The following is a 23,511-nucleotide window of genomic DNA, read 5'->3' on the forward strand; positions in this document are numbered from 1 at the left end:
CCCTTTTCAAGTGGTCCCCTGGCGCATGGGTATGCGGGGGGTGGATAAGTGCAAGTTTTGAGGTAGCTCACCGCACCCACCGCATCCACCTCCGGATCCGTGATGTAGGCCACCGACCCCCCGGGGGCCAAGAAGACGTCATCCGTATAGCGGAACGGCCTGGGCAGGGGAACCACCCGAACAAGCCTCCCCTCCCCAGCGAGCTCCACCAAACGGTGGTTGCCCGCATCAGCAATGACCACACCCTTGTCCAAGGGGTCTTTTGCCCAGGCGAGGGACAGCAACCCGAGGAGCGGGAGCAAGGCTATGGGCCTCATGCCCTGAGGAAAAGGCCAAACCCTGAAGTTGTCCTGAAGCGGGGCTCAAGGTAACGCTTGCAGAACTCCCCCGTAGATCACCCCTCTCCCCTCGAACCCTGGTTGCCCCAAATCCTTGCCCTGTTGGCTTCCGCCCTCTCATGAACCCAGCGCCTGCTTGAGGAGGTAGAGGTTAAGGCCCAGCACCAGAAAAGTTGCCCCCCATCCCAGGAAACGGAGCCAGGAAGGTCCCAGCAAGGAACCCATCAGGTTGGGGTCCCCGCTGAACCGCATGAGCGGGAAGAGGGTGAAGGGAAGCTGCAGGGAAAGGAGCACCTGGGAGAAGACGATGAGGGCCATGGGGGAGGCGTGGAGGGTGAGGGCCAGGGAGGCTGGGAGTACCGCCAAAATCCGGGTCAGAAGCCGTAGCCGGACCCGGTTGGCCTTAGCCCCCAGAAAACCCTCCACCACCACCTGCATGGCCAAGGTGCCGGTAACGGTGCTGGAAAGGCCGCTGGCCAGGAGGCCTATGCCGAAGGCGAACGCCGCCAAGGGCCCCAACAGGGGAACCAAAGTGTGGTAGGCCTCCCCAAGGTCCCGGATAACCAAGCCATGGGTGTGAAAAACGCTAGCTGCCACCACCAGGATGGCGGCGTTAACCAGCCAGGCCCCCGACAGGGCCAGCACCGTGTCCAGGAGGAGGAATCGATACACCCGCTTCCTCCCTTCCCCCAGCCGGGTCTTCACCTGGGCGGAGTGCAGGAAAAGGTTATGGGGCATCACCGTGGCCCCGAGGATGCCCAGGGCCACATAAAGGGCCCCGGCATCCCCCAAGGCGGCGTTGGGAAGGAAAAGGTGCCGGACTAGTTCCAGGGCCGGGGGTCTAGCCAAGGCTACCTCCACCACATAGGCCAGGCCGATTACGGCTACCAGGGCGGTGATGGCCCACTCCAGGGCCCGGAAACCAAAGCGTTCCAGGTAAAGGATCAGGAACACATCCAGAACCGTAAGCCAGGCGGCCAGGACCAGGGGAAGGCCAAACAGAAGGTTTAAGGCCACCGCCATCCCCATGAACTCGGCCAGGTCCGTGGCCACCATGGCCAGGAAGGCGGTGAGAAAAAGAAAGCGCCCCCAGGCCCCGGGATAGTGCGCCCGCATATGCTCGGCGAGATCCTTCCCCGTGGCCACCCCGAGCCGGGCGGCGATGGCCTGAAAGAGAACAGCCATGGCGCTGGAGAGGGTTACCACGAAGAGGAGTCGGTAGCCATACCGGCTTCCCGCCTCAAGGCTCGTGGCCCAGTTTCCAGGGTCCATATACCCCACGGAAACAAGAAACCCCGGGCCCAGATACCACCACCATGGCCGGGGTTTAGGCGTGCCTAAAAGCCCCATGCCCTAAGGATACACCCAAGACCCCAGTCAGGGGGTTTCATTTCCCCTTCAGCTCTTGGAGTAACCTGAAATCCTGGAGGTGAAGCATGAGGAAGTTGGGCTTCGCGGCCTTGGTGGTTCTCCTAGGTTTGGCCACGGCACAAAGCGGACAGGCCCTTTACGGACAGTACTGCGCCAGCTGCCACCAAGCCAATGGCCAGGGCCTACCCGGGGCCTTTCCCCCGCTGGCTGGGTATGTGCCCGAGATTCTGGCCAAGAAGGACGGACGGACCTATCTGCTCGATGTGGTGCTGTTTGGCCTGCAGGGACAGATCAAGGTGAAGGGTCAGACGTACAACGGATCCATGCCAGCCTGGGGGCCTCAGCTCAAGGACGACCTTATCGCCGCCATCCTTAACCACATCACCACCGCCTTCGGCAACAAACCCCCGGCCGGGTTCAAGCCCTACACCGCAGATGAGGTAAAAAAGGAGCGGGCCAGGAAGCTTACGCCACAGAAGGTCTACGCCTTGCGGCAGACTTTGAAGCTCTGATGGGTGCGAGGCTTCTCCTGGTGGAGGACGATCCCGACCTGGGAAGGACCGTAACCCAGGCCCTGGAAGAGCATGGCTTCCAGGTGGTCTGGGCCACCTCCCAGGAGGAGGCCTGGGAGGCCTTGTGGGATGCCCCTTTCCAGGCCATGGTGTTGGATGTGCGCCTTCCCGAAGGGGAAGAGGCGGGATTCCACCTAGCCCGCACCCTGCGGGAGGCAGGCTTCACCCAACCCATCCTCTTCCTGACCGCCAAGGATGCCCTGGACGACCGGCTCCACGGCCTCGAGCTGGGCGAGGACTACCTGACCAAGCCCTTCGCCCTTTCCGAACTGGTTGCCCGCATACGGGCCCTCCTCCGCAGGGGAGAGGTGCTGCCCAGGCGGGTGGAAGTGGGAGAAGTGGTCCTGGAGGTGGAAGCCCGGAGGGTTCTCAAGGGCGGCCTTCCCATTGGCCTCACCGCTAAGGAATACCAGGTGCTGGAACTCCTCGTCCTTAACCGCGGAAGGGTTTTCTCCAAGGATGAGATCCTGGAGCGGATCTGGGGGCCCGGCTACGAAGGGGAGTCCAACCTGGTGGAGGTCTATGTGAAGAACCTGCGCAAGAAGCTGGGCGAGGAGGTCATTGAAACCATCCGGGGCCTAGGCTACCGTGTTCCCGGATGAGCTTGCGCCTCCGCCTTGCCTTGATCACCGCAGCCCTAGCCCTCTCGGGGCTGGGGTTAGGGCTTTGGCTCTCCAGCCTGTTCCTGGTTCGCTTGGCCCTGGCCGAGGTAGACCACGCCCTAAAGCTCCAGGCCAAGGTCCTCCTGGAAACCGTTCGTGAAGAGTCCGACCACCTGGTGCCCCCCGAGGTGGAGCAGGAGGTGCTGGCAGGGGAACTCCCGGGAGCAGCCTGGCTCTACCGCAAGGGAGAACTGGTTTGGTCGGGTGGGCTTTCTGCTCCTCCCCTTTTTCTACGCTCGGTCCAGGGCAAAACCCCCCAAAGCCTGGCTGGTTGGCGCATCTATACCCTCGAGAGCCAAGAGTACCGCTTGGTGGTGGCCCAGCCCCTGGGCGTAGTGGAACACCTGGCCCTCCTTTACCTACGCCTGGGCCTGCCCCTTCTCCTCCTGGTGGGGGTGGTCACCGGGGTGCTGGCCTACCTCCTAGCGGGACTGGCCCTCAGCCCCTTGCGCCGCTTGGCCGACGGGGTCATGCGCTTCCAGGTGGTGGAGCCCCCGGGGGGCCGTGACGAGGTGGCCCGCCTTGCCCAGGCCTTTGCCAAGCTCCTGCGCACCCTTAAGGCGGACCGAGAGCGGGAGCAGGCCTTCCTGGCCTTAGCCAGCCATGAACTGCGCACCCCCATTGCCGCCTTTCGGGTGGGGTTGGAGCGCTTGCTCAAGGCTCCCCACTTGGAACGGGACGCCCTGGCCAAGCTAAAGGTCCAGGCGGAGCGCCTCGAGGCCCTGGCGGAAAACCTCCTCGCCCTCTCCCGAACCCAGTCCCAGGACCTGCGCCTGGTGGAGGTGGACCTCCCCGAGCTGGCGGGTCTAGCCTTCGACCGCTTCCAACCCTTGGCGGTGGCCAGGGGGCGGGAACTCATCCTGGAAGCCCAACCGGCCAAAGCCGTGGCCGATCCCCGCCTCTTGGAGAGGGCCTTGAACAACCTGGTTCACAACGCCCTCCTTCACGGCCAAGGTACGGTGTACGTGCGGACAGGGACCACGGATGGGCAGGCTTACCTGGAGGTCCAAGATGAGGGACCGGGACCATCCCCCAGGGCCCGGGAGGGCTTGGGCCTGAGGGTGGTGCGCCAGGTGGCCGAGGCCTTGGGAGCGGATCTTCACCTTGCCCAGGAGGGCGGGTTCCGGATCCGCCTGCTCTTCAGGCCCCCTTCAGCCTCTTCCCCTTCAATGAACCTTGGAGCGTAGGCTCCGGAGGTGAAGGGATGAAACGGATGCTTGGGTTCCTTATGGTTTCGGCTCTGGCCCTGGCAGCGCCCATGGGTGGCGGCCTCAAGGTGTCCAGCGTGTTCCCGCCCAGGGCACTGCCCCCGGGTACGGCCATCGTCCTGGAAGATGCCAAGGGCCTGGCGGTGTGGCAGACGGGCAAGGGCATGTTGCCGAGCGCCGAGGAGGTGGGCAAGGCAGCCTACGTGGTCTTCGCCTTGCCCCACGGGAAGAGCTACCGCTACGCCGTGGTGGGAAAGGCCAGTAGCCTCGAGGCCCTGCGGGTGCGCATTGGGAAGAGCACCTACACCCTGGCCATCCTCCTTAAGAACCGCCATGTGGCTATCGGCAAAGACGGCAATTTGGTGACGGTTAAGGTCACCGCACCGGCAGCCCATGCCCCCAAAAAACCTTAAGGGGAGGTATACTAAAAAGAGGGCGATGGAGTCCGCCTGAACCGCCCGAAACGGGCTGATGACTCCTACTGGGAAACCGGTGGGAGTCTTTCTATTAGGAGGTGGCCGTGGCCAAGGAGGAACTTCTACGATGGATGGAGAGGCCAAGCCTTTTGGGATCGGAGGAAGAGGTCCCTCCGGAGGTTCCCCCGCCTCCTTACTTCCAGGATCTGCTTCTGAACGAGTTGGAAGGGCTCTTCCTTGCTTCCCAGGATGGCTTTGGGCTCCTCAGCTTCTTCCGGCACCTTCCCAATCACAAAACGGCAGTGCTCCACCGCCAGGCGGTATGCCGGGAGCTGGAGGGAAAGGCCTCCTCCTTGCGGGGCTTCCTTCGCTCCATGGAGGAGGTGCGGGGGCGGCTTGAGCTTTCGCAAAAGGCCCGGCACCCCAGGCAAAAAGCCCTCTACCACCTGCAGGCCGCCCGGGCCTACCTTGCGGGGGTGGGGGCCTTGGGCCGGGACTGGTCCCTTCTTCCCCCCCATTCTCCGGGGTTGAGGGCGTACGCCGCCTACCTCGAGGCCTACTTGCAATCCCCTGGCCTCTCCAACCTACGCCAGGAAGCAGAAACCGTCTGGCAGGACCTGCAAGGGCTCCGTTACGTGCTCCATGTGCACGAGGGGCGGCTTACCCTTCGCGCCTACCAGGGGGAAGGGGATTACGGCCGGAGGATAATGGAAACCTTCAGGCCCTTCTTCGGCCCTTCCTCCCCCACCTTCCCAGAGCCCGGGATGGAAGAAGGCCCCATCCTCAACCACATAGAGGAGTGGCTCCTGGACCATCTGGCCCTTCTTTTCCCGGGGCCCTTTGCCCGCCTTCAGTCCTTTTTTGCAACCCATCAGGGGTTTTTGGACCCCGTTCTGACCCGGCTGGAGCGGGAAGTGCGCTTCTTTCTGGCCTATCTGGACTTTCTCTCCCCCTTGCGCGCCGCGGGGCTTCCCTTTACCTACCCGGAACCTGGGGACGCCCCGCCCTTTTTCGTGGAGGGAGCCTTCGACCTGGTCCTGGCAGCCAAGTCGGTGGCCGAGGGAAAAGCGCCCATACCCAACGACTTTCGGGTAGAAGGGGAGCGCATCCTCGTGATCACCGGGCCCAACCAGGGGGGAAAGACCACCTTTGCCCGTATGGTAGGCCAGGTTCACCACCTCTTCTCCCTGGGTCTTCCGGTGCCCGGAAGACGGGCCCGCCTCCTTCTACCCGACCGGATTCTCAGCCACTTCGAAGTCCGGGAAAACCCCGAGGACCTCAGAAGCAAGCTGGAATCAGACCTGTTGAGGCTAAGGGATATCCTTGAGCAGGCCACGGCTCGTTCCCTCCTCATCCTGAACGAGCCCCTGGCCTCCGCTACCCTCGTGGATGCAAGGACGATAGGACGCTTTCTGCTGGAAAAGATACGCGACAAGGGGAGCTTGGCCCTGGTGGTCACGTTCTTGGATGAGCTTGCCCGTCTCCCCGGAACCAGGAGCCTGGTGGCAGAAGTGGATCCCAGTGATCCCTCAAGGCGGACGTTCCACATCCGTGAAAAGCCTGCGGAGGGTAAGGTCTATGCCCTGGCCTTGGCGGCCAGACACGGGCTGACCTACGAGGCGCTGAAGCGCCGCTTAGGAGGCGGGGCATGAGGGTGGGACTCCTGCACCCGGACGAGGACCTAAGCCTGGCCAAGCCCCTCCCCTACTCCTGGGCCGAGGTGGAACACGACCTGGGGTTGGTAACGGCCCTGGAGGCCATGGCGGAGGGCGACACCTACCTGCTAGACGTAGCCCGCCAGGTCCTGGCCCAGGGATTATCCCAGGAAGCCCGGGTCATCCACCACCGTCAGGAGGTGCTCCGCGAGGCTTTAGAGCATCCCAGGCTCATAGAAGCGCTTTACCGCCTGGCCGGGCAAACCCTGCAAGAAAAACGCAAGGAGTCCTGGGGTCTTTTCCGGCGGGATCGCCCCGATCTCTACGGGGGCATCAAGGCGATGGAGGCCCTTCTGAAGGGGTTACGAGGGGTACGGGAGCTCCTGGAATCGGCTCACCTGGCCTCGAGGGGCTTTCGGAGTCTCAAGGATCAGCTGGCTGCCCACCTCACCCCGGAGTTTTTCCGAGAAGCGGAAGGGCACCTTCGAGCCCTGCGCTTTCCCCAAGGAATCTGGATGGCGGCTTCCTTGGGCCCAGGAGGAAGGGGCCGGGAGTACACCCTCCTGTTCCCGAAAAGAAACCCCATCCCCTGGCCCTTCGGCAGCAGGCCGATGGCCTTTACCCTCACCCTTCACCCCCGGGACGAGGCTGGGGCAAGGATCCTGGGAGAGTTTCGGGAGAGAGGGGTGTTTGCCGCCGCACGCGCCCTGGCGCTGGCGGTGGAAGAAGTCACCCGGTTCTTCGAGGCTCTCCGAGCCGAGGTGGGCTTTCTCCTGGGAGCCATCCGGCTGGCCAACAGGCTTCGGGCACTAGGCTTGCCTTTAGCCTTTCCCGTTCCTGCCGAAGGGGTTCGCCTAGCCTTCCGCAACCTCTACGATGTGGGCCTTGCCCTTCGGCAAGGGTATGCGGTGGGCAACCATCTGGAAGCCCACGGCAAGAACCCGATTCTGATCACCGGGGCGAACCGCGGGGGCAAGACCACCTTTTTGCGTAGCCTAGGCCTAGCCCAAATCATGATGCAGGCCGGGCTTTTCGTGGGAGCCGAGTTCTTTGAAAGCGGGCTGGTGGACGGCCTATTCACGCACTTCAAACGGGAAGAGGACCCATCCCTCGAGGCGGGGAGGTTTGAGGAGGAGCTCAGGCGGCTTAGCGACCTGGTGGACCACCTGACCGCCCGGCCGCTCTTTCTCTTCAACGAGAGCTTCGCGGCCACCAGCGAGCCCGAGGGATCGGAACTGGGGGCACAGGTGATCCAAGCCCTGGTGGAACGGGGGATACGGGTGGTGTTCGTCACCCATTTCTACACCCTGGCGGCAGCTTTCTTAGGCAACGCCAAGGCCCTTTTTCTAAGAGCCGAGCGCCTCCCCGACGGCCGGCGCACCTACCGCCTCAAGGAGGCACCTCCCGAGCCCACCGCCTACGCCCTCGACCTTCTGCGCCGGATCTTCAGCTAGGCAAGGCCTAATTGGCCCCCACCCAAGAGGAGAGGGCCTTGGCCAGGAGCTGACGGAGTTCCTGAAGATGCTCGGGGAACCCGGCAAGGGCTTCCCCGGGCCGTTCCGCCCTCCGGATTTCCTCCCCTAGGATCCGCTCCACAGCTGCCAGGATGCCGACAAGGCGCAGACGGAGAAAGCGCTCTGGATCAAACTCTTGCGGCCCCTCCAGGGAGCGCTTGGCCAGCGTTTCCGCTTCGTAGAGTTCCCTGACCTCCACCCCCAGGCGCCGCCCCACCTCCATCAGATCCAAAAAGGCCTGGAGCACAGCCTGCTCCTTCGGGGGTTCGCCCGGAGCCAAGCGGGCTAAAAGGGCCAGGGCCCCTCCCAGCTCGGCGCGCAGGCCAAAGAGGTGGAACTCCAACACCTGACGGTCCGTTTGGCACTTGAAGAGTTCGTAACGCAACACCGCGTTTTCCTTCAAGGCGGGCGCCGCTTCCTGGCTTAGACGATCGTTTTGCGAGCGCAGAAAGGCGATTTCCTCCTGCGCTTTGGCCAGGCTGGCCCTGAGTTCCTCCACCATGCGGTCGCTTTCCGCATCCTTGGGTTTCGGACGATTCCGGCTGAAAAACCCCATGGTCTCTACCTCCGTATGCGAGCCAGAAGGGCAAGGAGGGCAAGGAGGGCAAAGACCTCGCTGCCGCCTACGAAGGCCATCGCACGAACCGGCGAGGTCTCGTAAAGGAAACCCATGGCCACGCTTCCCAAGAACCAGGCAAAGCCGAAGGCCGTGTCGAAAACCCCGTAGGCAAAGGCCGAACCCCCTAGGTGGCCCACCCCGGCCCGCAAGACGCTTTCCTGCAGCCCCAGAGCCCCTCCCCAAAGGAAGCTGCCCGTCCACCAAAGGGCCGGGTTATTCCCCATGAGGAGGGGGGCTGCGAGGGCGAAAAGGGGAGCAAAAAACAAGCTTCTTAGGCCCAAGCGGTCAAAAGCCAGGCCACCCAGGAGGGCGAAAAGGGCATCCGCACCCATGGCTAAAGCGTATAAAAGGGGGATATGTACCGGCCCGGCCCCCAGCTTTTCCAAATGAAAGGCCAGAAGCTGAAAGTGCACGAATCCCAAGGCGAAGAGAGCGCTGTAAAGCAGGTAAAGGGAAAAGCCCGAGGGCAGGGGCTGGACCTGAAGGACCCTCTCCTCCTGGAGCTCGAGGCCGCGCGCCCGAAGGAGGAAGCCTAAGGCCAGGAGGGCGGGAAGAAGAAGGAAGGCAAAACCGAGACGGTAGCCTCCCAGGGCTACCCCCAAGGCCACCAGCAAGGGGCCCAGAAAGGCACCTATCTGGTCCACCGTCTCGTGCAGGCCAAAGACCCTACCGTGACCCACCTCCCTCCCGGCCCTAGCCAGAAGGGCATCGCGGGCAGGAGTGCGCAGACCTTTCCCGAGGCGTTCCAGAAAAAGAAGCAGGCCCGCCCCTACAGGACCTTGGGCCAAGGCCAGAGCCGGCACCGAGAGCAGGTTCACCTCGTAGCCCAGGTAGAGAAGGGGCCAGTGAAACCGAAACCGGTCTGCGAGCCCTCCGGAAACCAAGCGCACCAAGTAGCCTAGAAATTCCCCAAACCCGGCAACAAAGCCTACCAGGGCTGCAGAGGAGCCGAGGGTTTCCAGGAAGGCCCCAGCAATGCTGCGCCCTCCCTCGTAGGTAAGATCAGCAAAAAGGCTCACCAAGCCGATGGCCACCACGAAACGCCAGGCGGGGTTCATCTCGCCTTCGGCGAAGATCTGATCACCTCCACCCGCTCCAGGGTGGCCAAGCCCTCCGCCAGCATCCCCTTCAGGACGTTCAGGAAGAAGAGGATCCTCTCCTGCGTATCCACTACCTCCACCATAACCGGCAAGTCCCCGGAACGAATAAATCTAGCGCTGTGGATGCGGGAGTGGACCCCGTATCCCAGAAACCCCTTAAAGGCTGTGGCTCCCGCCAGACCCCGATTCCTGGCTTCCAGGATTATAGCCTGGTAAAGGGGCCGACCCTCGTAGCGATCCGATTCACTCACAAAGACCCTCAAGAGCACGGCTTCCTCATGCCCCCGCATGCTCTCACCCAGCCCGTTCATATAGTCGGCGAAGCTCCGCCCTTTGCTCTTTGCCCAACGGCAAACCCTCCAGGGCCCCGAGAAGCCCCTGAAGGTCGTACTGTACACGGTAAAGTTGCGCACGCCCCTCCTCGTAAAGAACAAAGCTGGCCCTGGGATCCCCGTCCAAGGGTTGACCCGCCGAACCTGGGTTGATGAAGAGCCTGTCGCCGATACGGCGAATAAAGGGAAGGTGGGTGTGCCCGAAAACCACCACCTCAGCTCGCAGACTTTCTGCAGCCTCCATAAGAGCCTCATCCCCAGCCTGGGGATCCAGACGGTAGTCGTACAGGGGGTCTTGCAGGCTCCCATGTATTAGGGCGAACCGGACACCATTCCCAGCCCAAACCGCATAAAGCGGAAGGCTACGGAGGTAGGCTAAGTCCTCAGGTCTAAGAGCCTTTTTGGTCCACTCCAGGAGAGCGCCGGCCAGGGGTGCTTTCCGAGGTGCAGCCTTGGGATTCCCTCCGAAGGCAACCGCATGATCGTGGTTGCCCCTGACCGCCACGGCCCCTACCCTCCGAAGCCAGGACACCACCCCTCGAGGGCTTGGGCCGTAGTTCACGACATCACCGGCGAAGAGAACGGCCTCCACCGGGCCCGCCGCCCGCAGAATGGCCTGAAGAGCCCAGGTGTTGCCGTGCAGGTCACTCAAGATTAAGATGCGCATGCTACCTCCTCATGATTCTTTCCTCCGATAGGTCCCAGAAGCCCAGAAGTGCACCCCATTCCGCCATGGCTCGGGCGGCCTTCTCCCCCTTGGGTCCCTCCGGAAACAGGGACAGAAGGCCAGCTAAGGGCATAGCGTTCCCCTGGGCTTTCAGGGCTTCCAAGGCCTCCGGCCAGGGTAGGGCCTGCAACAAAAGGAGGAGGAGATCTGGAGGGGGATCCCAGGGAGCCTCCAGCCAGGCCCGGCCCTCCGGGGTTAAGCGGATGTCCATCCCCACCTGCTGGCTTAGCCCCACCTCCTCGGCGAGGAGCAGGGCCTCCATGGGTTCATCCACGGACCTACGCAGAACCTCCAGCACCTGGGGAAGTGGCTGGGGGTGTGGGGACAGGAAAAGTAGGGTACGGTGGAGGTCTTCGGGCCCCACCAAGACTAGCCTTTGGACCACGGCCACCTCCTTCTTCGGGAGTCGGTTTTCGGGGGCACCAAGGGAGGATACCGGGGCTCCTCGCCCTTAAGCACCCGGCGGTAGCGGTCTTGGAGGGAGCGGAGGTCGCGGATCCATGCCTCCTCCGGGGCCCGGGGGAACCAGTAGGGGCAGGGGCACAGGCGCCGCCAGTCCGCCACCGCTGGCTCCTGGGCCCAGGTGAAGGTGAAGCGGCAGGCGAAGAGGGCCTTCCCCTCCATCCGGAAGGGGACCAGGTACAGGCAAGCCTGGGGGTGGGCCAGGGCTTCCGGGATGGGGCAGGCCTGGCAGTCCTCGAGGGTCACGGGCCGGTCCTCCTCCGCCCCGCAGCGCCCGTCTTTTCGGTAAGGGCAAGGGGGCCAGAGCATCAGTGCACCACCATCACCGCGCAAGGGGCGTAGCGCAACACCCGCTCCGATACCGAGCCCAGCATCCAGCGCTGGACCGGGGTTAGGCCCCGCCGCCCCAGTACGATGAGGTCGAAGCCTTCCTCTTCCGCCACCCGCACCAGGGTCTCCGCCGGATGCCCCACCTGGCTTCGGGTTCTCAGGACCACCCCCCGCCGTGCAGCCTCGCGCTGGGCAAAGCGAAAGGCCTCGGCCAAGGGCCCTTTGGCCTCCTCCAGCACCCCTTCCAGCTCGATCCCCAGCTCTGCGAACTCCGGTGGCCGGACCACCGCCAATGCCAATACCTCCCCCCGGAAGGCCTGGGCCAGCTCCAGGGCAGCGATTAAGGCCTTCTTAGCAGGCTCCGATCCATCGTATCCTACCAAAATCCTACGAAACATGCTTTCTCACCTCCTCTTCCCTCAGCTCCAACCTATCCTTCATTCCGCACCTCCTCGAGGCCAATCCGCGCTGCCTGAATGTGATGGTGGGGCAGGAAGAAGCGGTTGGCGATCCAGGTGGGCACCACGGCGCTGGCGATGACCGCGGCCACCAACAGGGAATACTGGTCTTCGCTGATAATTCCGTGGGTTAGCCCGTAAAGGCTGCTGATGGTGCCGAAGGTGAGCCCTGTGGACATGAGGAGGGTGGTGTAGGCGGCATCCCTTCTCCGGTAGCGAAAGACCAGGGTGATGGGATAGACCCCAAGAACCTTGCTTACCATCTTGGCCAGCAACAAAACGAAAAAACCCCCCAGGCCGAGCAGGAGGGCGGGAAGGCTCACCAGGCTACCCGCCCTGATGAAATAGAAGGGCGTGAGAAGCCCCAAGGTAAGGGTACGCAGGCGGCGGATCAACGCGTGGTCCTTGCCCACACTCCCGGCCAAAACCATACCCACCAGGTAGGCGGGAAGCACCGCCTCCGAGCCACTCCAGGCAGCTAAGGCCCCCAGGGCGAAGAGGGCGAAGAGGAGAAACTTGGCCTCCAGTTCATGGGTGCTGCCGCCGTAGCGAGCGAACAGCCATGGGGTAGCCCGGATGAGCAGGTACAACCCTAGCCCAAGGCCTAGGGCAAACACCCAGGTGGCCGTCCCAAAGGGGGCGAACAGGAGGCCCAAGGCCAGAACCGTCCCCAGGTCGTTGACGAAACAAGCGGCTAAAATCACCTTGCCAAAGGGAGTCTGGTTCAGCCCCAGCTCCAGCATCACCGCATAGACCACGGCCACGCTGGTGGTGGACAGGGCCACACCAGCAAGCCAGCTAGCCCGGGGATCCCAGCCCAGGAGGGCATGGGCCACGAAGGCTGACCCAAGAAATGGGGCAAAGAAGCCCGCGAGCCCTATGGCAAAGGCCTCCTTCCAGCTTCGCTTCAGGGTTTTCGGATCCAGCTCAGCCCCAGCCAGAAAGGTGAGGACAACGCTTCCCACCCCTGCCAGAAAGGTCACCCAGGATGCCGTGGTGTGAAGGGCCTCCTTGCCTATAAGGGCCCCTGCAACTACCCCCACCAGGATCTCCGTTAGGGCCACGGAGACCCGGAACCAGATGGAGAGCAGGGCCGCCACCACCGCCAAACCCATCCAGATTGCCGCCGCACTCCAGTCCATGGGGTTTCCTCCTTTCCGGGGTAGGAGAAAAGGCCCCTACCCCTTCTGGGTAGGAGCCATCAGCCCGGCTGGGCGGTTTCAGGCGGGCCCCATCGCCTTGAAGCTATGTTAAAAGGCCAGGATGAAGACAAAGTGAAAGCGAAGCCTGAAACCGCCTCACCCCAAAACCCTCGCTTAGCCCCCCAGCCGCAAGGATGCAGCCAGGTCCACTATCACCCCAGGTGGACCAGGTACCGGAAGCCCAGGGGCGGCACGGTCACCTCCTTACGGTATGTGCGCCCCTCCAGAGGGTCCCGCCAACCGCCAGGAGGCAGGGCCAGGGAGGCGGCCTCAAGGCCGCTGTTAAAAACGGCAAGCACCTCCCCCTCTCCCGGCTCCCCCCGCAGGAAGGCCAGCAGGTGACCCTCTCCGAAGTACGTTCGGAACACAGCGCTTCTCAGGGCCGCAAGCTCACGGCGCAACCCTGCCAGCTCCTGGTAAAAGGCCAGGGTTTCCCCATGGCATTTCTCCCACTGGAAGGGATACCGGTTGAGCTCGTGGGGGGGTTCGGCTGGCCTTTCCCCAGTGAAACCGCACTCATCCCCCTGGAAGGTTACGGGGAGGCCGGGAAGGGCGTAGAGCATGGCCGCCGCAAGCCGCTGCCGGGCCCTGGCTTCCGGGCTGGGAACGTCCTTCAGGCCCCCGCCCCCAAGCTCGGTAAGGAGGCGGGCCGTATCGTGGGAGGTGATCAAGTTGAAGCCCATCCCGGCCACCGCCTCCGGGTAAAGGGCGTAAACCCGGGCTAGGTCCGCCAAGGCTCGGCGGGCGTTGTACAAGGCTAGGCTTCCCCCCTTAGCAAAGCGGAGGAGGATATCCCGGCCGATGGCGTAGTTCATCAGGGAGTCAAACTCATCCCCCCGAAGCCAGCTAGGATCCCTCTGCCAGATCTCCGCCACCAGGTAGGCGTCGGGCTTGATGGCCTTCAGTTCGGCCCGCATTTCCTTAAAGAAAGCGTGAGGATTTAGCACATCCCCGGGCACATCCACCCGCACCCCGTCAAAGCCGAAGCGTACCCAGTACTTGGCCACCTCGATCAGGTAGCGCTTCACCCCGGGGTTTGCGGTGTTCAGCTTGGGCAGGCTCCCTAACCCCCACCATCCCTCGTAGGCCGATCCGTCACCCGGCACAAAGGGCCACCGCTTGATGAAGTACCAGTTCCAGTAAGGGGAACGGGGACCCCTCTTTACCACATCCTGAAAAGCCCAAAAGCCCAGGCCAGTGTGGTTGGGGACGAAGTCAAAGATCACCCGCATGCCGAGGTGGTGGGCCTCGTCCAGCAGCTTGCGCAAGAGGGGTTTGTCGCCGAACTTGGGGGAAACCTTGAGGTAGTCGTGGGTGTCGTAGCCGTGGGCCGACCCGGAATCAAAGATGGGATTCAGGTAGAGGACGCTAACCCCCAGGGCCTTCAGGTAAGGAAGCTTGGCCAGCACCCCGGCAAGATCCCCCCCGAAGTACTGGTGGCAGCAGTGCAGGGGTGAGGGGGGATCGCCCCAGCGGGAAAGATGGGGCTTGGGCCCAGAGGAGCGCTGCCACACCTGGTTAAAGCGGTACTCGTCGGTTTCCAGGGCCAAGGCGTCGTTGCTGGAATCCCCGTTGTAGAAGCGCTCGGGGAAGATCTGATAACCCACCCCCTCGCCCACCCAGGCCACCTCGGCGAAGGGCCTTTCGGGAGGGCTAAAGGGGCCAAACACCTCCTCCTTGCCATCCTGGGTCCGCACCAGGATGCGATAGGCTCCCACGCCTCCAGGTAAGGTCCCACGCCAAACCTCGCTCCCCGGGAAACTCAGCTGCAGGTACATGGGGAGCCTCTTTCCTCCTACCTCCACCCAGGCGGCCGCCACCGCCCCCTCCCCCGCCCGGAAGCGCACGGAAAGCTTGCCGTCGGCATAGGACACATACTGGGCGTCCAACGGATCATGGGCGAAGTCCAGAGCCACGGGCCCCACAGGAGGGGTGGGGGCTACCGGGGCCTGGACCACGATCACGGCGTTCTGACCCCCAAAGCCATCGTCCACGCACCCTGCCGCCTTCGGGTCCACCATGGGCGTGCCGAAGGTGGGATCGTTACACATGTCCCTGGGCCACTGGCCGTTGATGAAGAACTTGTACTGGTGCTCCCCTGGATCCAGGTCCACGGTTACCGCCCAGGACCCGTCCTCCTTCTGCATGGGGGTTTCCCCCCAGCTGTTGAAGGAGCCCCGGAGGCTTACCGAGCGCACCTCGAGGCCCGAAGGAGGTGTGTAGCGGAAGGTCACCGGAACCGCCAGGGCCAGGCTAAGCCATACCCACACCGCCAGGATTCTTCCCATATTGCCTCCTTTTCCTACCCATATAGAAGCGCTTCCATCATACTGCCTCCACCCCGGCAGGCAACCCCCCACCTGGCGTAGCATGAAGCCATGCGCCTCATCGGTGTCGCCACCCAGTACCGCATAGCCGAGGGCCCCCTGGCGAAAAGATTCTGGGGCCTTTTGGAGTTCTATCTGGAAGCCCTCTCCTCCCAGGGCCTGGCCTATGTGCTCCTTCCACCCCAGGGCCCGGAGGCCTTGGAAAGAATCCTTCCCCACCTGGATGGGCTCCTTCTTCCCGGAGGGGGCGACGTGGACCCGGATCGCTACAGGGAGGAATCCCATCCAAGGCTGGGCGAGGTCAGCCCCGAGCGGGACGAACACGAGCTCTTCCTGGCCCGCTACGCGGCGGAGAAGGGGCTTCCCACCCTGGGGATATGCCGGGGAATCCAGGTGATGAACGTGGCCATGGGGGGAACCCTTTACCAGGACCTCGAGGCCCAGGGCTTCCGGGAGATCCAGCACCACCAAAAAAGTCCCCCTCCTGCCCTGGCCCACCGGGTAACCCTGGTAGCCGAAAGCCCCCTCTCCCGCCTCTTCCCCCCTAGCTTCCGGGTGAACTCCTACCACCACCAGGGGATCAAGGACCTGGGACAGGGCTTAAAGCCCATCGCCGTAGCCCCGGACGGCCTGGTGGAGGCGGTGGCCCTGGAAGGCCATCCCTTTTTCCTAGGGGTCCAGTGGCACCCGGAGCTCCTTAAGGAGCACTGGCCCCTGTTCGGCCTTCTCAAACCCTAGGCCGTTCACAAAACCAGGCTCCTAAGAGCTCTGGCGGCGCGCGCGGCCTGACCTGATCCTCCTGGGCCTCATGCTCCCCAAGGCGGATGGCCTCGAGGTCCTCCAGCGCATCCAACAGGAGGACCGCACCCCCATCATCGTCCTCACCGCCAAGGCGGACCACGCCCAGCTGGTGAAGGTAAAGTACCCCAAGAGCTACCCGGCCAAGGCGGAGGCCAAGGGAACGGTAAGCGCCATAGATCACCAGGGCAATACCTTCTCCCTGGGGAGCCTTAGCTTCTACGTGGACGGCTACACCGTCCTCAAACGCGATGACCCCGACGGCCCCATCGCCTTCGCCGACATCCAGGTGGGGGACTACATGGAGGTGCAGTACGATCCCACCCGGACCGATGCCGGCATGAGGGCCTTACGGGCTTAAGGCCCCCAGCTTCATGGGCATGCGGGTCCAGGACCGGGTGGTGGTGCGGGTCAAGGGCCAGGGAGTGGCAAGGTGAAGCGGCTTTGGCCCCTTCTCCTTTTGGGCTTGGCCCTAGCCAGCGAGGGAGAGCGCTACCTCTATGTGCGCTGGGACGCAGACCAGAACAGGGCCTTCCTCTCGGATGGCTCCCCTTTACCCCCAGGGCTTCCCCTGATCCCCGGACAGTACGTGGGGGTGGAAGGAGGACGCCTAAAGCCCAAAAGGCAGTGGCACCCCCCCCAGGATCTGGTCAAGGTCTTCCAGCCCAAGGAAGCCAGCCGGGTGGTCTTCAGTCACGAGCGGCACTTCGCCGCCCTTGGGGCCAAGGGAAGCACTTGCGAAACCTGCCACAACGCTTTAGATGAGAGCAAAACCTGGCGGAGCATGGCGCCTACTCCGGCCCTCGAGCCCCACGGGGCCACCTCCTTGGGACGATTCTGCGCCACCTGCCACGACGGCAAGACCCGCCCCAGTAAGCTGGCCGGAGGCCAAAGTCCCCTTAAGGACCCCATCTTTACCGCCTTTGGCCGCAAAGGCGACGCCTCCTGCGCCCAGTGCCATGCTCCTAAGGACCACGGGCAAAACTTCACCCAAGGTCACGGGGACAGGGCGGAACACAGCGGGGCCAAGGAGTGCGCCGCCTGTCACCGGGGGGCCCTGAGCATCTCCGCCAAGGAGGTGGCCCAGACGCAGGCCTTCCAGAAGGCCCAGCTAGCCCTGATTCGAAACCCTGAGGACAAGAAGGCCTTTAACGTGATCCTGCCCGCCAACTTCTGCGCCTGCTGCCATGGGCTGGACGGAAAAGCCTGGAGCAAGCGAGACTAGGGAGGAAGGTCATGGGCGAAGTGCTGCAAAAGCGATTTCCCGATATGGTGGCCCTTTTCACCGGCTTGGGTTTCCTCACCGTCTTAGCAGAGCTGGTTCTGACGGACCACACGGAGGGTATCCGCATCCTGGCACCCCTAGCCGCCGGGATAGGAGCAGGGGCCATCCTCCTCGGCCTCGGGTTCCCGAGAGGAAGGGTTTGGGCCACGGGGCTTCTCCTCCTGGTGGGGGGCATAGGGCTTTTGGGCCTGGTAGAACACATGCAGGAAGCCCTGGAGGCCTTCTCCCCTTCCGTGGTCCGGCTGGTGGACGAGGAGGGGTGGGAATATCCCGCCTACCCCGGGCCTTTGAGGGAAGGGGAAAAGGAAGGCTCTCCCCCACCCCTGGCCCCCCTAGCCTTGAGTGGGCTCGGGCTTCTTGGAGCCTTAGCCCTTCGCGCCCGGAAGCCATGAGGATCTTGGTGGTGGAAGACGAGCCGGGCATTCTGGAGCCCATCCTGGCCCTCTTGCGGCGGGAGCGACACGAGGCCCTCGGGGCTAGGAACCTCGAGGAAGCCTGGAGCCTGTTGGCCGAGGGGGAGCCTGACGTCTTCATCCTGGACGTCATGCTGCCCGAGGGGGAGGACACGGGCTTCCGCTTCGCCGAGGCCCTGCGCCAAGGGGGCTTCCGCGGGGGCATCCTCTTCCTCACCGCCAGGGATGCCCTGCAGGACCGCATCCACGGCCTAGAACTGGGCGGGGACGACTACCTGGTGAAACCCTTCCACCTGGAGGAACTCCTAGCCCGGGTCAAAGCCCTGGCCCGTAGGAATGCCGATTTCAAGGGGCGCCTCCTGCGAAGAGGCCCTTTGGAGGTAGACCTAGTGGCCAGACGGGTAACCCTGGGCGGAAGGGAGGTGGCCCTTTCCCCCAAGGCCTTCGCCCTCCTGGAGCTTCTGGCGCAAAACCCCGATAGGACCTTTAGCCGGGAGGAACTCCTCGAGCGGCTCTTCCCGGGAGCGGAAACGGATGCGGTGCTCCGGGTGTACGTGCAAAAGCTTCGTCAAAGCCTCGCCCCTGGGTGGTGGAACGGGTACCCGGGGGCTACCGCCTGGGGAAGCCATGAGCCTCAGGGTCCGCTTAGCCTATGCCTTCTTCCTTGTGACCGCCGCTACCGGCCTCCTCTCCCTCCTGTTGGGGTACCTGGTCTTCCGCAACCTGGTGGAGCGGGACATCGCCTTGGATCTCTCGGAGGTCACGGGGCGGGTCCTGAAAGCCTTGGAAATCACCGAAACAGGCCCCAGGCTCAGGCAGGGGGATGTCTTCCTGGGAACCCACTACGTCTTCGGCTTCCGCCTTTCCCGGGATGGAGTGCCCGTTCTGGAAGGAGGCTTCGCCCCCAGGGAAGGAGAAGCCTGGCGCACGGCCAAGGTCCCCTGGAAGGAGTACGCGCTGGAGGTCTACCTCCGGGTTGAGGAATACCGGCGAGCCCTTGGCACCTATCTCAGGGCAAGCCTGAGCCTCCTCTTGCCCCTGCTGCTCCTAGCCGCCCTCCTCGGGTCCTACTTCGCCGGGGTTCTTTCCTGGCCTCTCCGGGAGTTAGCCCAGGCGGTGGAAAGCCTCTCTGCCCTGCGCTTTCCCAAGCCCCTGGCCCCGGCCCGGGAGCGGGAACTCGCCCGGGTCATCCATAGCTTTAACCGCCTGGTGGAGGCGGTACGGGGAGCGCTGGAACGGGAAAAGCTCCTCACCCGCTACGCGTCCCACGAGCTCCGGAGCCCCCTGGCGGTGCTACGGAGCCAGGTGGAGGCACTCAAGGGAGGCCTTCTTCCCCTGGAACAGGTCCTCCCCCACCTGGAAGGCGCCCTGGCCCGCATGGAAAGGACCCTCGAGGGACTCCTGGCCTTGAGCCGGGCGGAGGGGGACCTGGAGGTAGACCCGCTTCCCCTGGAGCTTACGGGCTTTCTGAGAGACTACCTGAAAGGTCAGGCGGGAGTGCGGTTTCGGCGCCTTCCCTCCACGGAAGGCGGCCCAGGGCCAGGCCAGATGGACCCAGGACCTGCCGAGCAAGCCTGGATCCTGGCCCATCCCCTTCTGCTGGAAAGGATGCTGGATAACCTCTTGGAAAACGCCCTTCGCCACGGGGCACCCCCGGTGAAGATCAGCCTTTGCGGAGGAAAGGAGGAGGTGGTCATAGAGGTGAGGGACCATGGGCCCGGGGTCACGGAAGAAGCCCTACCCCACCTGACCCGGCCCTTTTTCCGGGAGCGGAAAGAACGCGAAGGGCTGGGCCTGGGCCTAGCCTTGGTGGAGCAAGGGGTGAAGCGGCTGGGCGGGAAGCTGGAACTGGAAAACGCCCGCCCAGGCTTACGGGCACGCTTGAGGCTTCCGAGGTGGCGCGGTGAGGCGGCGAACCATTCTCGTTAAGCTCTTCCTCCTCGTGGTCATGGTCTTCTTGGCCCCGGCGTGGGGCGAAGAGGAAAAGAAAAAGAAAGGCGAAGAGGAGAAAAGCCGCAGGGACAAGGCCAAGGAGGAGGATCAGCGCGCCCTCCGTTACTACGGCCAGGTGGAGGGGGTCGAGGAGGACACCCTTTGGGTTGGCGGCCGGGCCCTGCGGGTGCGCACCCCCCTTCTCCCCTACTTGGCCCCCGGTATGGTGGTGGAGGTGGGCCCGGAAGGCCTCACCGTGCTGAGCCCGGCTGTCTGGGCCTACTACCAGGGCCCCGGAAGCCTGGTGGGCCTAAGGGAGGGACCGGTGCGGGCCTGGTGGGGAGAGGGCGGAGTACTCTGGCGGGTTCTGCCCGGGTACAGCGGACAGGCCTCCCTGGTGGCCCGGTACCGGCAAGGAACCTGGCAAGCGGTGCCCAAGGGCCTCAGCCTCCCCCGCCCTCCGCAGGAGGGATGGTGGCTTTTAGCCCTGGAGGGCAAAACTGGGAGGTTGATCCGGCGTCTTGAGGGAGGGGACTAACTACCCCCATCGGGGCGCAAGCCTCAACGGGGTCCTTAGTCTTTCAAGGCGGCCTCGAGGTCGTACTGGCTGTTTGAGCGATGACGTTGAGGCGATCCTTCCTCCCCAAACGCTCCCCCAACTCCCGCAACGCCCCGCCACGGCAAGAACCACCCCTTCACCCGCCGCCACGCCGTCCCTACCGGGCGCAAGTGGAGGCTGTACCGCGGGTCTTCTCGCAGCCGGGCCTCCTCGAGGGTCAATTGGAGGTGCAAAGGAACTGGCTAGAGGCAAGTATGGAGCGTGGGCCCTTAGGCCTCCTCCCCCTCCCAAAGCCTCTCCCAGGGATCCCGTACCCTAAGCACCTCCCACCCCTCCCCAGTCCAGAGAAGCTCCAAAGGTCTTGGGGTATCCAGGTAAGGGAGGCTCATGCTGCTCCCGTAAGCGCCCGCCTCGAGGATCGCCAAGGCTTCTCCCTCCCGGGGCACGGGCAGGCGCACCCCCCGGGCCAGGATGTCCCCCGCCTCGCAGGCGGGACCCGCCAGGTCAAACACCCCTTCCTCACGCCCCTCCCCTGGGTAAAGGGGCAGGACGGGGTGACGGGCACCGTAAAGGGCAGGCCGGATAAGACTGGTCATACCGGCATCCAGGAGCACATACCGCCTGCGGGTTTCCTTCACGCCCACCACCCTGGACACCAAGACCCCCGCCTCGGCCACCAAGTACCTGCCCGGCTCCAGCCACACCTGGGCTCCGTAAAGCCGGGCCAGGCGCTCCATGGGCTCCTGGAGGGCCGCAAGGGGAAGGTCCAGGCCAAACCCCCCTCCCAGGTCCAAGACCTCCACCGGCCCCACCTGGGGGTGAAGGGCCTCGAGGACCCCATAGCCCTCCAGGAAATCCTCCACCCGGCTCAAGGCCGAACCCAGGTGCAGGTGAAGGCCCCAAAAGGTCAACCCCTTTCCCCGGATGGCCCTCACCAAGCCCGGCACCGCCTCCGGCAACACCCCAAACTGGCTTTCCCCCCTGCCCGTGGCCAGGTGCCCGTGCGTGTTCACCGGGAGGTCCGGGTTCACCCGCAACAACACCCTGGCCCCGGGAAGGTACCGGGCCACCCGCCCCACCTCCCCTTCGGAGTCCAGCACCACAAGGGGTTCCCGCCCCTTCAGGGTGGCAAGGGCCTCCGGGGTCTTAACCGGGCCGTTCCACACCACCTGGTCCGGGCCAAAGCCCGCCCGGTAGGCCCGGAGCACCTCCCCCAGGGAAACCGCCTCGGCCCCGAGGCCAAGGGCCCTGAGGCGCCGAAGAAGCCCAAGACGGGGGTTGGCCTTCAAGGCGTAGAAAAAACGGGCAAAAGGGAAGGCCTCCCTCAGGCGCGCCAGCTGGGCCCGGACCCGCCCCCAGTCGTAGGCGTAAAAGGGGGTGGGATACCGATCCAGGGCTTCCCGCAAGGCTCTTTGAAAGGTTGGATCCAGCATCCTACCCCTTCAGGCTTCCCAGGGTAAGGCCCTGGATGAAGTAGCGCTGGGCCAGGAGAAAGACCAGGATGGGCGGGATGGTGCCCAGGGTAAGCCCGGCCATGAGCACCGTCCACTCCGTGGAAAACTGCCCCTGAAAAACGGCCAAGCCCACGGTTAAAGGGCGCATCTCCAGGGAGTTGGTGACGATGAGGGGCCAGAGGAAGCTGTTCCAGCCCGCCAAAAAGGTGAAGGTACCCAAGGTGGCCAAGGCAGGGGCTGCCAGGGGAAGGGCCACCCTCCAGTACACCTGCCAGGGAGTAGCCCCGTCCATGATGGCCGCCTCCTCCAGCTCCCTGGGCAGGTGCAGGAAGTGCTGGCGCATGAGGAAGATGGCAAAGGCGTCAAAGAGCCCGGGGAGGATCAGGGCGTAGTAGGTGTCCACCCAGCCCAGGTTCCGCATGAGGATGAAGAGGGGGATGATGAGGACGTGCACCGGGATCATGAGGGTGGCGAGGAAGAGGAGAAAAAGCGCCCCCTGGCCCCGGAAGCGGAAGCGGGCGAAGGCGTACCCCCCCATGGCCCCGCTGGTCAGGTTCAAGAGGGTGAGGCCCAGGGCCACTAGGAGGGAGTTCAGGTACCAGCGGCTAAAGGGCACGCTGGTGAGGACCCGCTGGTAGTTTTCCCAGTGGAGTTCCTTGGGCCAGACCTCCACGGGCAGGTCAAACACCGCCCCCGGCGCCTTCAGGCTGGTGGAGACCATCCAGAAGAAGGGCACCAGCATGCTCACCCCCCCGGCCAGGAGGACCAAGTAGACGAGGGAATCCCAGACCTTCCCCAAAAGCCTCATGCTTCCTCCACCACCCACCGCTTGCGCAGGGTCCACTGCAGGTAGGTGAGGGCAAACAGGATGAGGAAGAGGACCCAGGCGATGGCCGAAGCATACCCCATCTCGAAGGGAAAGACGCCGAAGGCCTTGCGGTACAGGTAGAGCATCAGCACGTTGGTGGAATCCAAGGGCCCTCCCCCGGTCATGGTGTACACCAGGCCGAACACCTGGAAACCGCCGATCATGGCGAGAAGGGTGTTCAGAAACACCGTGGGGGAAAGGAGGGGCAAAACCACGTAGAAGAAGCGCTGCAGGTTGTTGGCCCCGTCCAGGCTGGCCGCCTCCAGGTATTCCCTGTTGATGTTCTGCAGTCCCGCCAGAAAGATCAGCATCCTTAACCCTACCCCGGCCCACACCGAGGCCAGGATCACCCCCCACATGGCCCAGGCTGGATCGGAAAGCCATCCGGGTCCCTCCCGGGCCAGCCACGCCACCCACGAGGGAGGGGTTAACCCCAAGAGGCCATAGACACCCTCCATCCTCTCCCCCACCCAGCGCAGGAAGAGGTTGACTGGCCCCACGGTGGGGTTCAGGATCCAGCGCCAAAGGAGGCCCACCGCCACCACGCTGGTCACCGTGGGCAAGAGGTAGAGGGTGCGGATGAACCGCACCCCGGGCCAAGGGCGGTTCAAACCCAAAGCCAGGAGCAAGGCCAACCCGATCTCCAAGGGCACCGCCACCGCCACGTAGAAAAAGGTGTTGACGAAAGCCTTGTGGAAGACGGGGTCCTCGAGGAGCCGGCGGTAGTTCTCCAAGCCCACCCAGCTTTCCCGGAAGGTGGCCAGGCCAAGGGGTCTCAACCCATCGTAGGCGACGAAGGAAAGGAGGAGGCTGGTGAGGATGGGCCCCAGGTTGAAGGCCAGGAAGCCCACCAAGGAGGGCAGGAGGAAGAGGAAGGGGAATCGGTAGTAGGCGCGCATGAGGGCCTCC

At 64.0% G+C, this 23,511-nt stretch carries 26 protein-coding genes, 1 pseudogene and 2 riboswitches; of the genes and pseudogenes, 13 read left to right on the forward strand and 14 right to left on the reverse strand.

From position 1 onward, the window contains the following. Both C2847_RS12435 and C2847_RS11170 read right to left on the reverse strand, forming a co-directional pair. Window positions 1–242: hypothetical protein (locus C2847_RS12435; protein WP_208619955.1), on the reverse strand; the 242-nt coding region annotated here is incomplete at its 3' end. 213 nt (window positions 243–455) lie between these two features. Next, window positions 456–1,688 (reverse strand): Nramp family divalent metal transporter, encoded by a 1,233-nt coding sequence (locus C2847_RS11170; RefSeq protein WP_105318420.1) that lies wholly within the window; start codon window positions 1,686–1,688, stop codon window positions 456–458. Between the two features lie 86 nt (window positions 1,689–1,774). Between C2847_RS11170 and C2847_RS11175 the strand changes: the two genes are divergently transcribed. The 6 genes from C2847_RS11175 to C2847_RS11200 all read left to right on the forward strand — a co-directional run bounded on the left by C2847_RS11175 (window position 1,775) and on the right by C2847_RS11200 (window position 7,676). Continuing rightward, window positions 1,775–2,221, forward strand: a complete 447-nt coding sequence (locus C2847_RS11175) for a c-type cytochrome (RefSeq protein ID WP_105318421.1) — start codon at window positions 1,775–1,777, stop codon at window positions 2,219–2,221. Continuing rightward, window positions 2,221–2,883, forward strand: coding sequence for a response regulator transcription factor (locus C2847_RS11180; RefSeq protein ID WP_105318422.1), 663 nt, complete (start codon window positions 2,221–2,223; stop codon window positions 2,881–2,883). The genes C2847_RS11175 and C2847_RS11180 overlap by 1 nt, the downstream gene beginning before the upstream one ends. Next, window positions 2,880–4,130 (forward strand): sensor histidine kinase, encoded by a 1,251-nt coding sequence (locus tag C2847_RS11185; protein WP_105318423.1) that lies wholly within the window; start codon window positions 2,880–2,882, stop codon window positions 4,128–4,130. Before C2847_RS11180 ends, C2847_RS11185 begins: the two co-directional genes overlap by 4 nt. Before the next feature lie 17 nt (window positions 4,131–4,147). After that, window positions 4,148–4,564, forward strand: coding sequence for a hypothetical protein (locus tag C2847_RS11190; protein WP_105318424.1), 417 nt, complete (start codon window positions 4,148–4,150; stop codon window positions 4,562–4,564). A 12-nt stretch (window positions 4,565–4,576) separates the two neighbouring features. Beyond that, a riboswitch (Fluoride riboswitch) is annotated at window positions 4,577–4,639 on the forward strand. Between the two features lie 59 nt (window positions 4,640–4,698). Continuing rightward, window positions 4,699–6,219, forward strand: coding sequence for a MutS-related protein (locus C2847_RS11195; protein ID WP_128415172.1), 1,521 nt, complete (start codon window positions 4,699–4,701; stop codon window positions 6,217–6,219). Continuing rightward, on the forward strand, window positions 6,216–7,676 hold the full coding sequence (locus tag C2847_RS11200; protein WP_105318426.1) for a MutS-related protein: 1,461 nt from the start codon (window positions 6,216–6,218) through the stop codon (window positions 7,674–7,676). Before C2847_RS11195 ends, C2847_RS11200 begins: the two co-directional genes overlap by 4 nt. A 7-nt stretch (window positions 7,677–7,683) precedes the next feature. Here C2847_RS11200 and C2847_RS11205 read toward each other — a convergent pair whose 3' ends face one another. From C2847_RS11205 to C2847_RS11245, 9 genes are all read right to left on the reverse strand, one after another. After that, window positions 7,684–8,292 carry a hypothetical protein gene (locus C2847_RS11205; protein ID WP_105318427.1) on the reverse strand — a complete coding sequence of 203 codons (609 nt, stop codon included), beginning with the start codon at window positions 8,290–8,292 and terminating at the stop codon, window positions 7,684–7,686. Window positions 8,293–8,297: 5 nt separating this feature from the next. Beyond that, complete coding sequence (locus tag C2847_RS11210; protein ID WP_105318428.1) at window positions 8,298–9,413, reverse strand: MFS transporter; 1,116 nt, start codon at window positions 9,411–9,413, stop codon at window positions 8,298–8,300. Continuing rightward, on the reverse strand, window positions 9,410–9,745 hold the full coding sequence (locus C2847_RS11215; RefSeq protein ID WP_164835714.1) for a DUF190 domain-containing protein: 336 nt from the start codon (window positions 9,743–9,745) through the stop codon (window positions 9,410–9,412). Before C2847_RS11215 ends, C2847_RS11210 begins: the two co-directional genes overlap by 4 nt. Window positions 9,746–9,749: 4 nt before the next feature. Further along, entirely contained in the window at window positions 9,750–10,454 is a 705-nt protein-coding gene (locus C2847_RS11220; protein ID WP_105318430.1) for a metallophosphoesterase family protein, read from the reverse strand. Between the two features lies 1 nt (window position 10,455). Further along, a complete protein-coding gene (locus C2847_RS11225; protein ID WP_128415173.1) occupies window positions 10,456–10,788 on the reverse strand; it encodes a hypothetical protein in 333 nt (110 codons plus the stop codon). A 95-nt stretch (window positions 10,789–10,883) separates the two neighbouring features. Then, a complete protein-coding gene (locus tag C2847_RS11230; protein WP_105318432.1) occupies window positions 10,884–11,285 on the reverse strand; it encodes a hypothetical protein in 402 nt (133 codons plus the stop codon). Beyond that, the gene (locus C2847_RS11235) at window positions 11,285–11,704 is read right to left on the reverse strand and encodes a universal stress protein (protein WP_105318433.1); all 420 of its coding nucleotides are present in this window, start codon (window positions 11,702–11,704) and stop codon (window positions 11,285–11,287) included. The genes C2847_RS11230 and C2847_RS11235 overlap by 1 nt, the downstream gene beginning before the upstream one ends. A gap of 32 nt (window positions 11,705–11,736) precedes the next feature. Then, a complete protein-coding gene (locus C2847_RS11240) occupies window positions 11,737–12,906 on the reverse strand; it encodes a cation:proton antiporter (RefSeq protein WP_105318434.1) in 1,170 nt (389 codons plus the stop codon). A gap of 43 nt (window positions 12,907–12,949) precedes the next feature. Next, window positions 12,950–13,012, reverse strand: a riboswitch (Fluoride riboswitch). Window positions 13,013–13,118: 106 nt separating this feature from the next. After that, entirely contained in the window at window positions 13,119–15,254 is a 2,136-nt protein-coding gene (locus C2847_RS11245; RefSeq protein WP_105318435.1) for an alpha-amylase family glycosyl hydrolase, read from the reverse strand. Window positions 15,255–15,344: 90 nt separating this feature from the next. Between C2847_RS11245 and C2847_RS11250 the strand changes: the two genes are divergently transcribed. From C2847_RS11250 to C2847_RS11280, 7 genes and pseudogenes are all read left to right on the forward strand, one after another. Further along, window positions 15,345–16,031: a gamma-glutamyl-gamma-aminobutyrate hydrolase family protein gene (locus tag C2847_RS11250; RefSeq protein WP_105318436.1), complete on the forward strand. Its 687-nt coding sequence runs from the start codon at window positions 15,345–15,347 to the stop codon at window positions 16,029–16,031. A 40-nt stretch (window positions 16,032–16,071) separates the two neighbouring features. After that, window positions 16,072–16,452: pseudogene (locus C2847_RS11255) on the forward strand (response regulator); the annotation flags it as partial. A gap of 72 nt (window positions 16,453–16,524) precedes the next feature. Then, window positions 16,525–17,316 carry a cytochrome c3 family protein gene (locus C2847_RS11260; RefSeq protein ID WP_105318438.1) on the forward strand — a complete coding sequence of 264 codons (792 nt, stop codon included), beginning with the start codon at window positions 16,525–16,527 and terminating at the stop codon, window positions 17,314–17,316. A gap of 11 nt (window positions 17,317–17,327) precedes the next feature. After that, window positions 17,328–17,768: a hypothetical protein gene (locus tag C2847_RS11265; protein WP_105318439.1), complete on the forward strand. Its 441-nt coding sequence runs from the start codon at window positions 17,328–17,330 to the stop codon at window positions 17,766–17,768. Beyond that, on the forward strand, window positions 17,765–18,769 hold the full coding sequence (locus C2847_RS11270; RefSeq protein WP_341865807.1) for a response regulator transcription factor: 1,005 nt from the start codon (window positions 17,765–17,767) through the stop codon (window positions 18,767–18,769). The genes C2847_RS11265 and C2847_RS11270 overlap by 4 nt, the downstream gene beginning before the upstream one ends. Then, window positions 18,666–19,718: a HAMP domain-containing sensor histidine kinase gene (locus tag C2847_RS11275; RefSeq protein ID WP_341865808.1), complete on the forward strand. Its 1,053-nt coding sequence runs from the start codon at window positions 18,666–18,668 to the stop codon at window positions 19,716–19,718. Before C2847_RS11270 ends, C2847_RS11275 begins: the two co-directional genes overlap by 104 nt. After that, window positions 19,693–20,259, forward strand: coding sequence for a hypothetical protein (locus C2847_RS11280; RefSeq protein WP_105318441.1), 567 nt, complete (start codon window positions 19,693–19,695; stop codon window positions 20,257–20,259). The genes C2847_RS11275 and C2847_RS11280 overlap by 26 nt, the downstream gene beginning before the upstream one ends. A gap of 290 nt (window positions 20,260–20,549) precedes the next feature. On the opposite strand, the gene lysA is transcribed toward C2847_RS11280, so the two are convergent. Genes lysA through C2847_RS11295 form a run of 3 tightly spaced genes read right to left on the reverse strand, consistent with a single transcriptional unit; the run spans window position 20,550 to window position 23,501 of the window. Next, on the reverse strand, window positions 20,550–21,713 hold the full coding sequence (lysA, locus tag C2847_RS11285) for a diaminopimelate decarboxylase (protein ID WP_105318442.1): 1,164 nt from the start codon (window positions 21,711–21,713) through the stop codon (window positions 20,550–20,552). Window position 21,714: 1 nt separating this feature from the next. Then, window positions 21,715–22,542, reverse strand: coding sequence for a carbohydrate ABC transporter permease (locus C2847_RS11290; RefSeq protein ID WP_105318443.1), 828 nt, complete (start codon window positions 22,540–22,542; stop codon window positions 21,715–21,717). Then, complete coding sequence (locus tag C2847_RS11295; RefSeq protein WP_105318444.1) at window positions 22,539–23,501, reverse strand: carbohydrate ABC transporter permease; 963 nt, start codon at window positions 23,499–23,501, stop codon at window positions 22,539–22,541. The genes C2847_RS11290 and C2847_RS11295 overlap by 4 nt, the downstream gene beginning before the upstream one ends. Window positions 23,502–23,511 lie beyond the last annotated feature (10 nt).

This window comes from Thermus tenuipuniceus, from assembly GCF_002964845.1.
GTDB classification, from domain to species: domain Bacteria; phylum Deinococcota; class Deinococci; order Deinococcales; family Thermaceae; genus Thermus; species Thermus tenuipuniceus.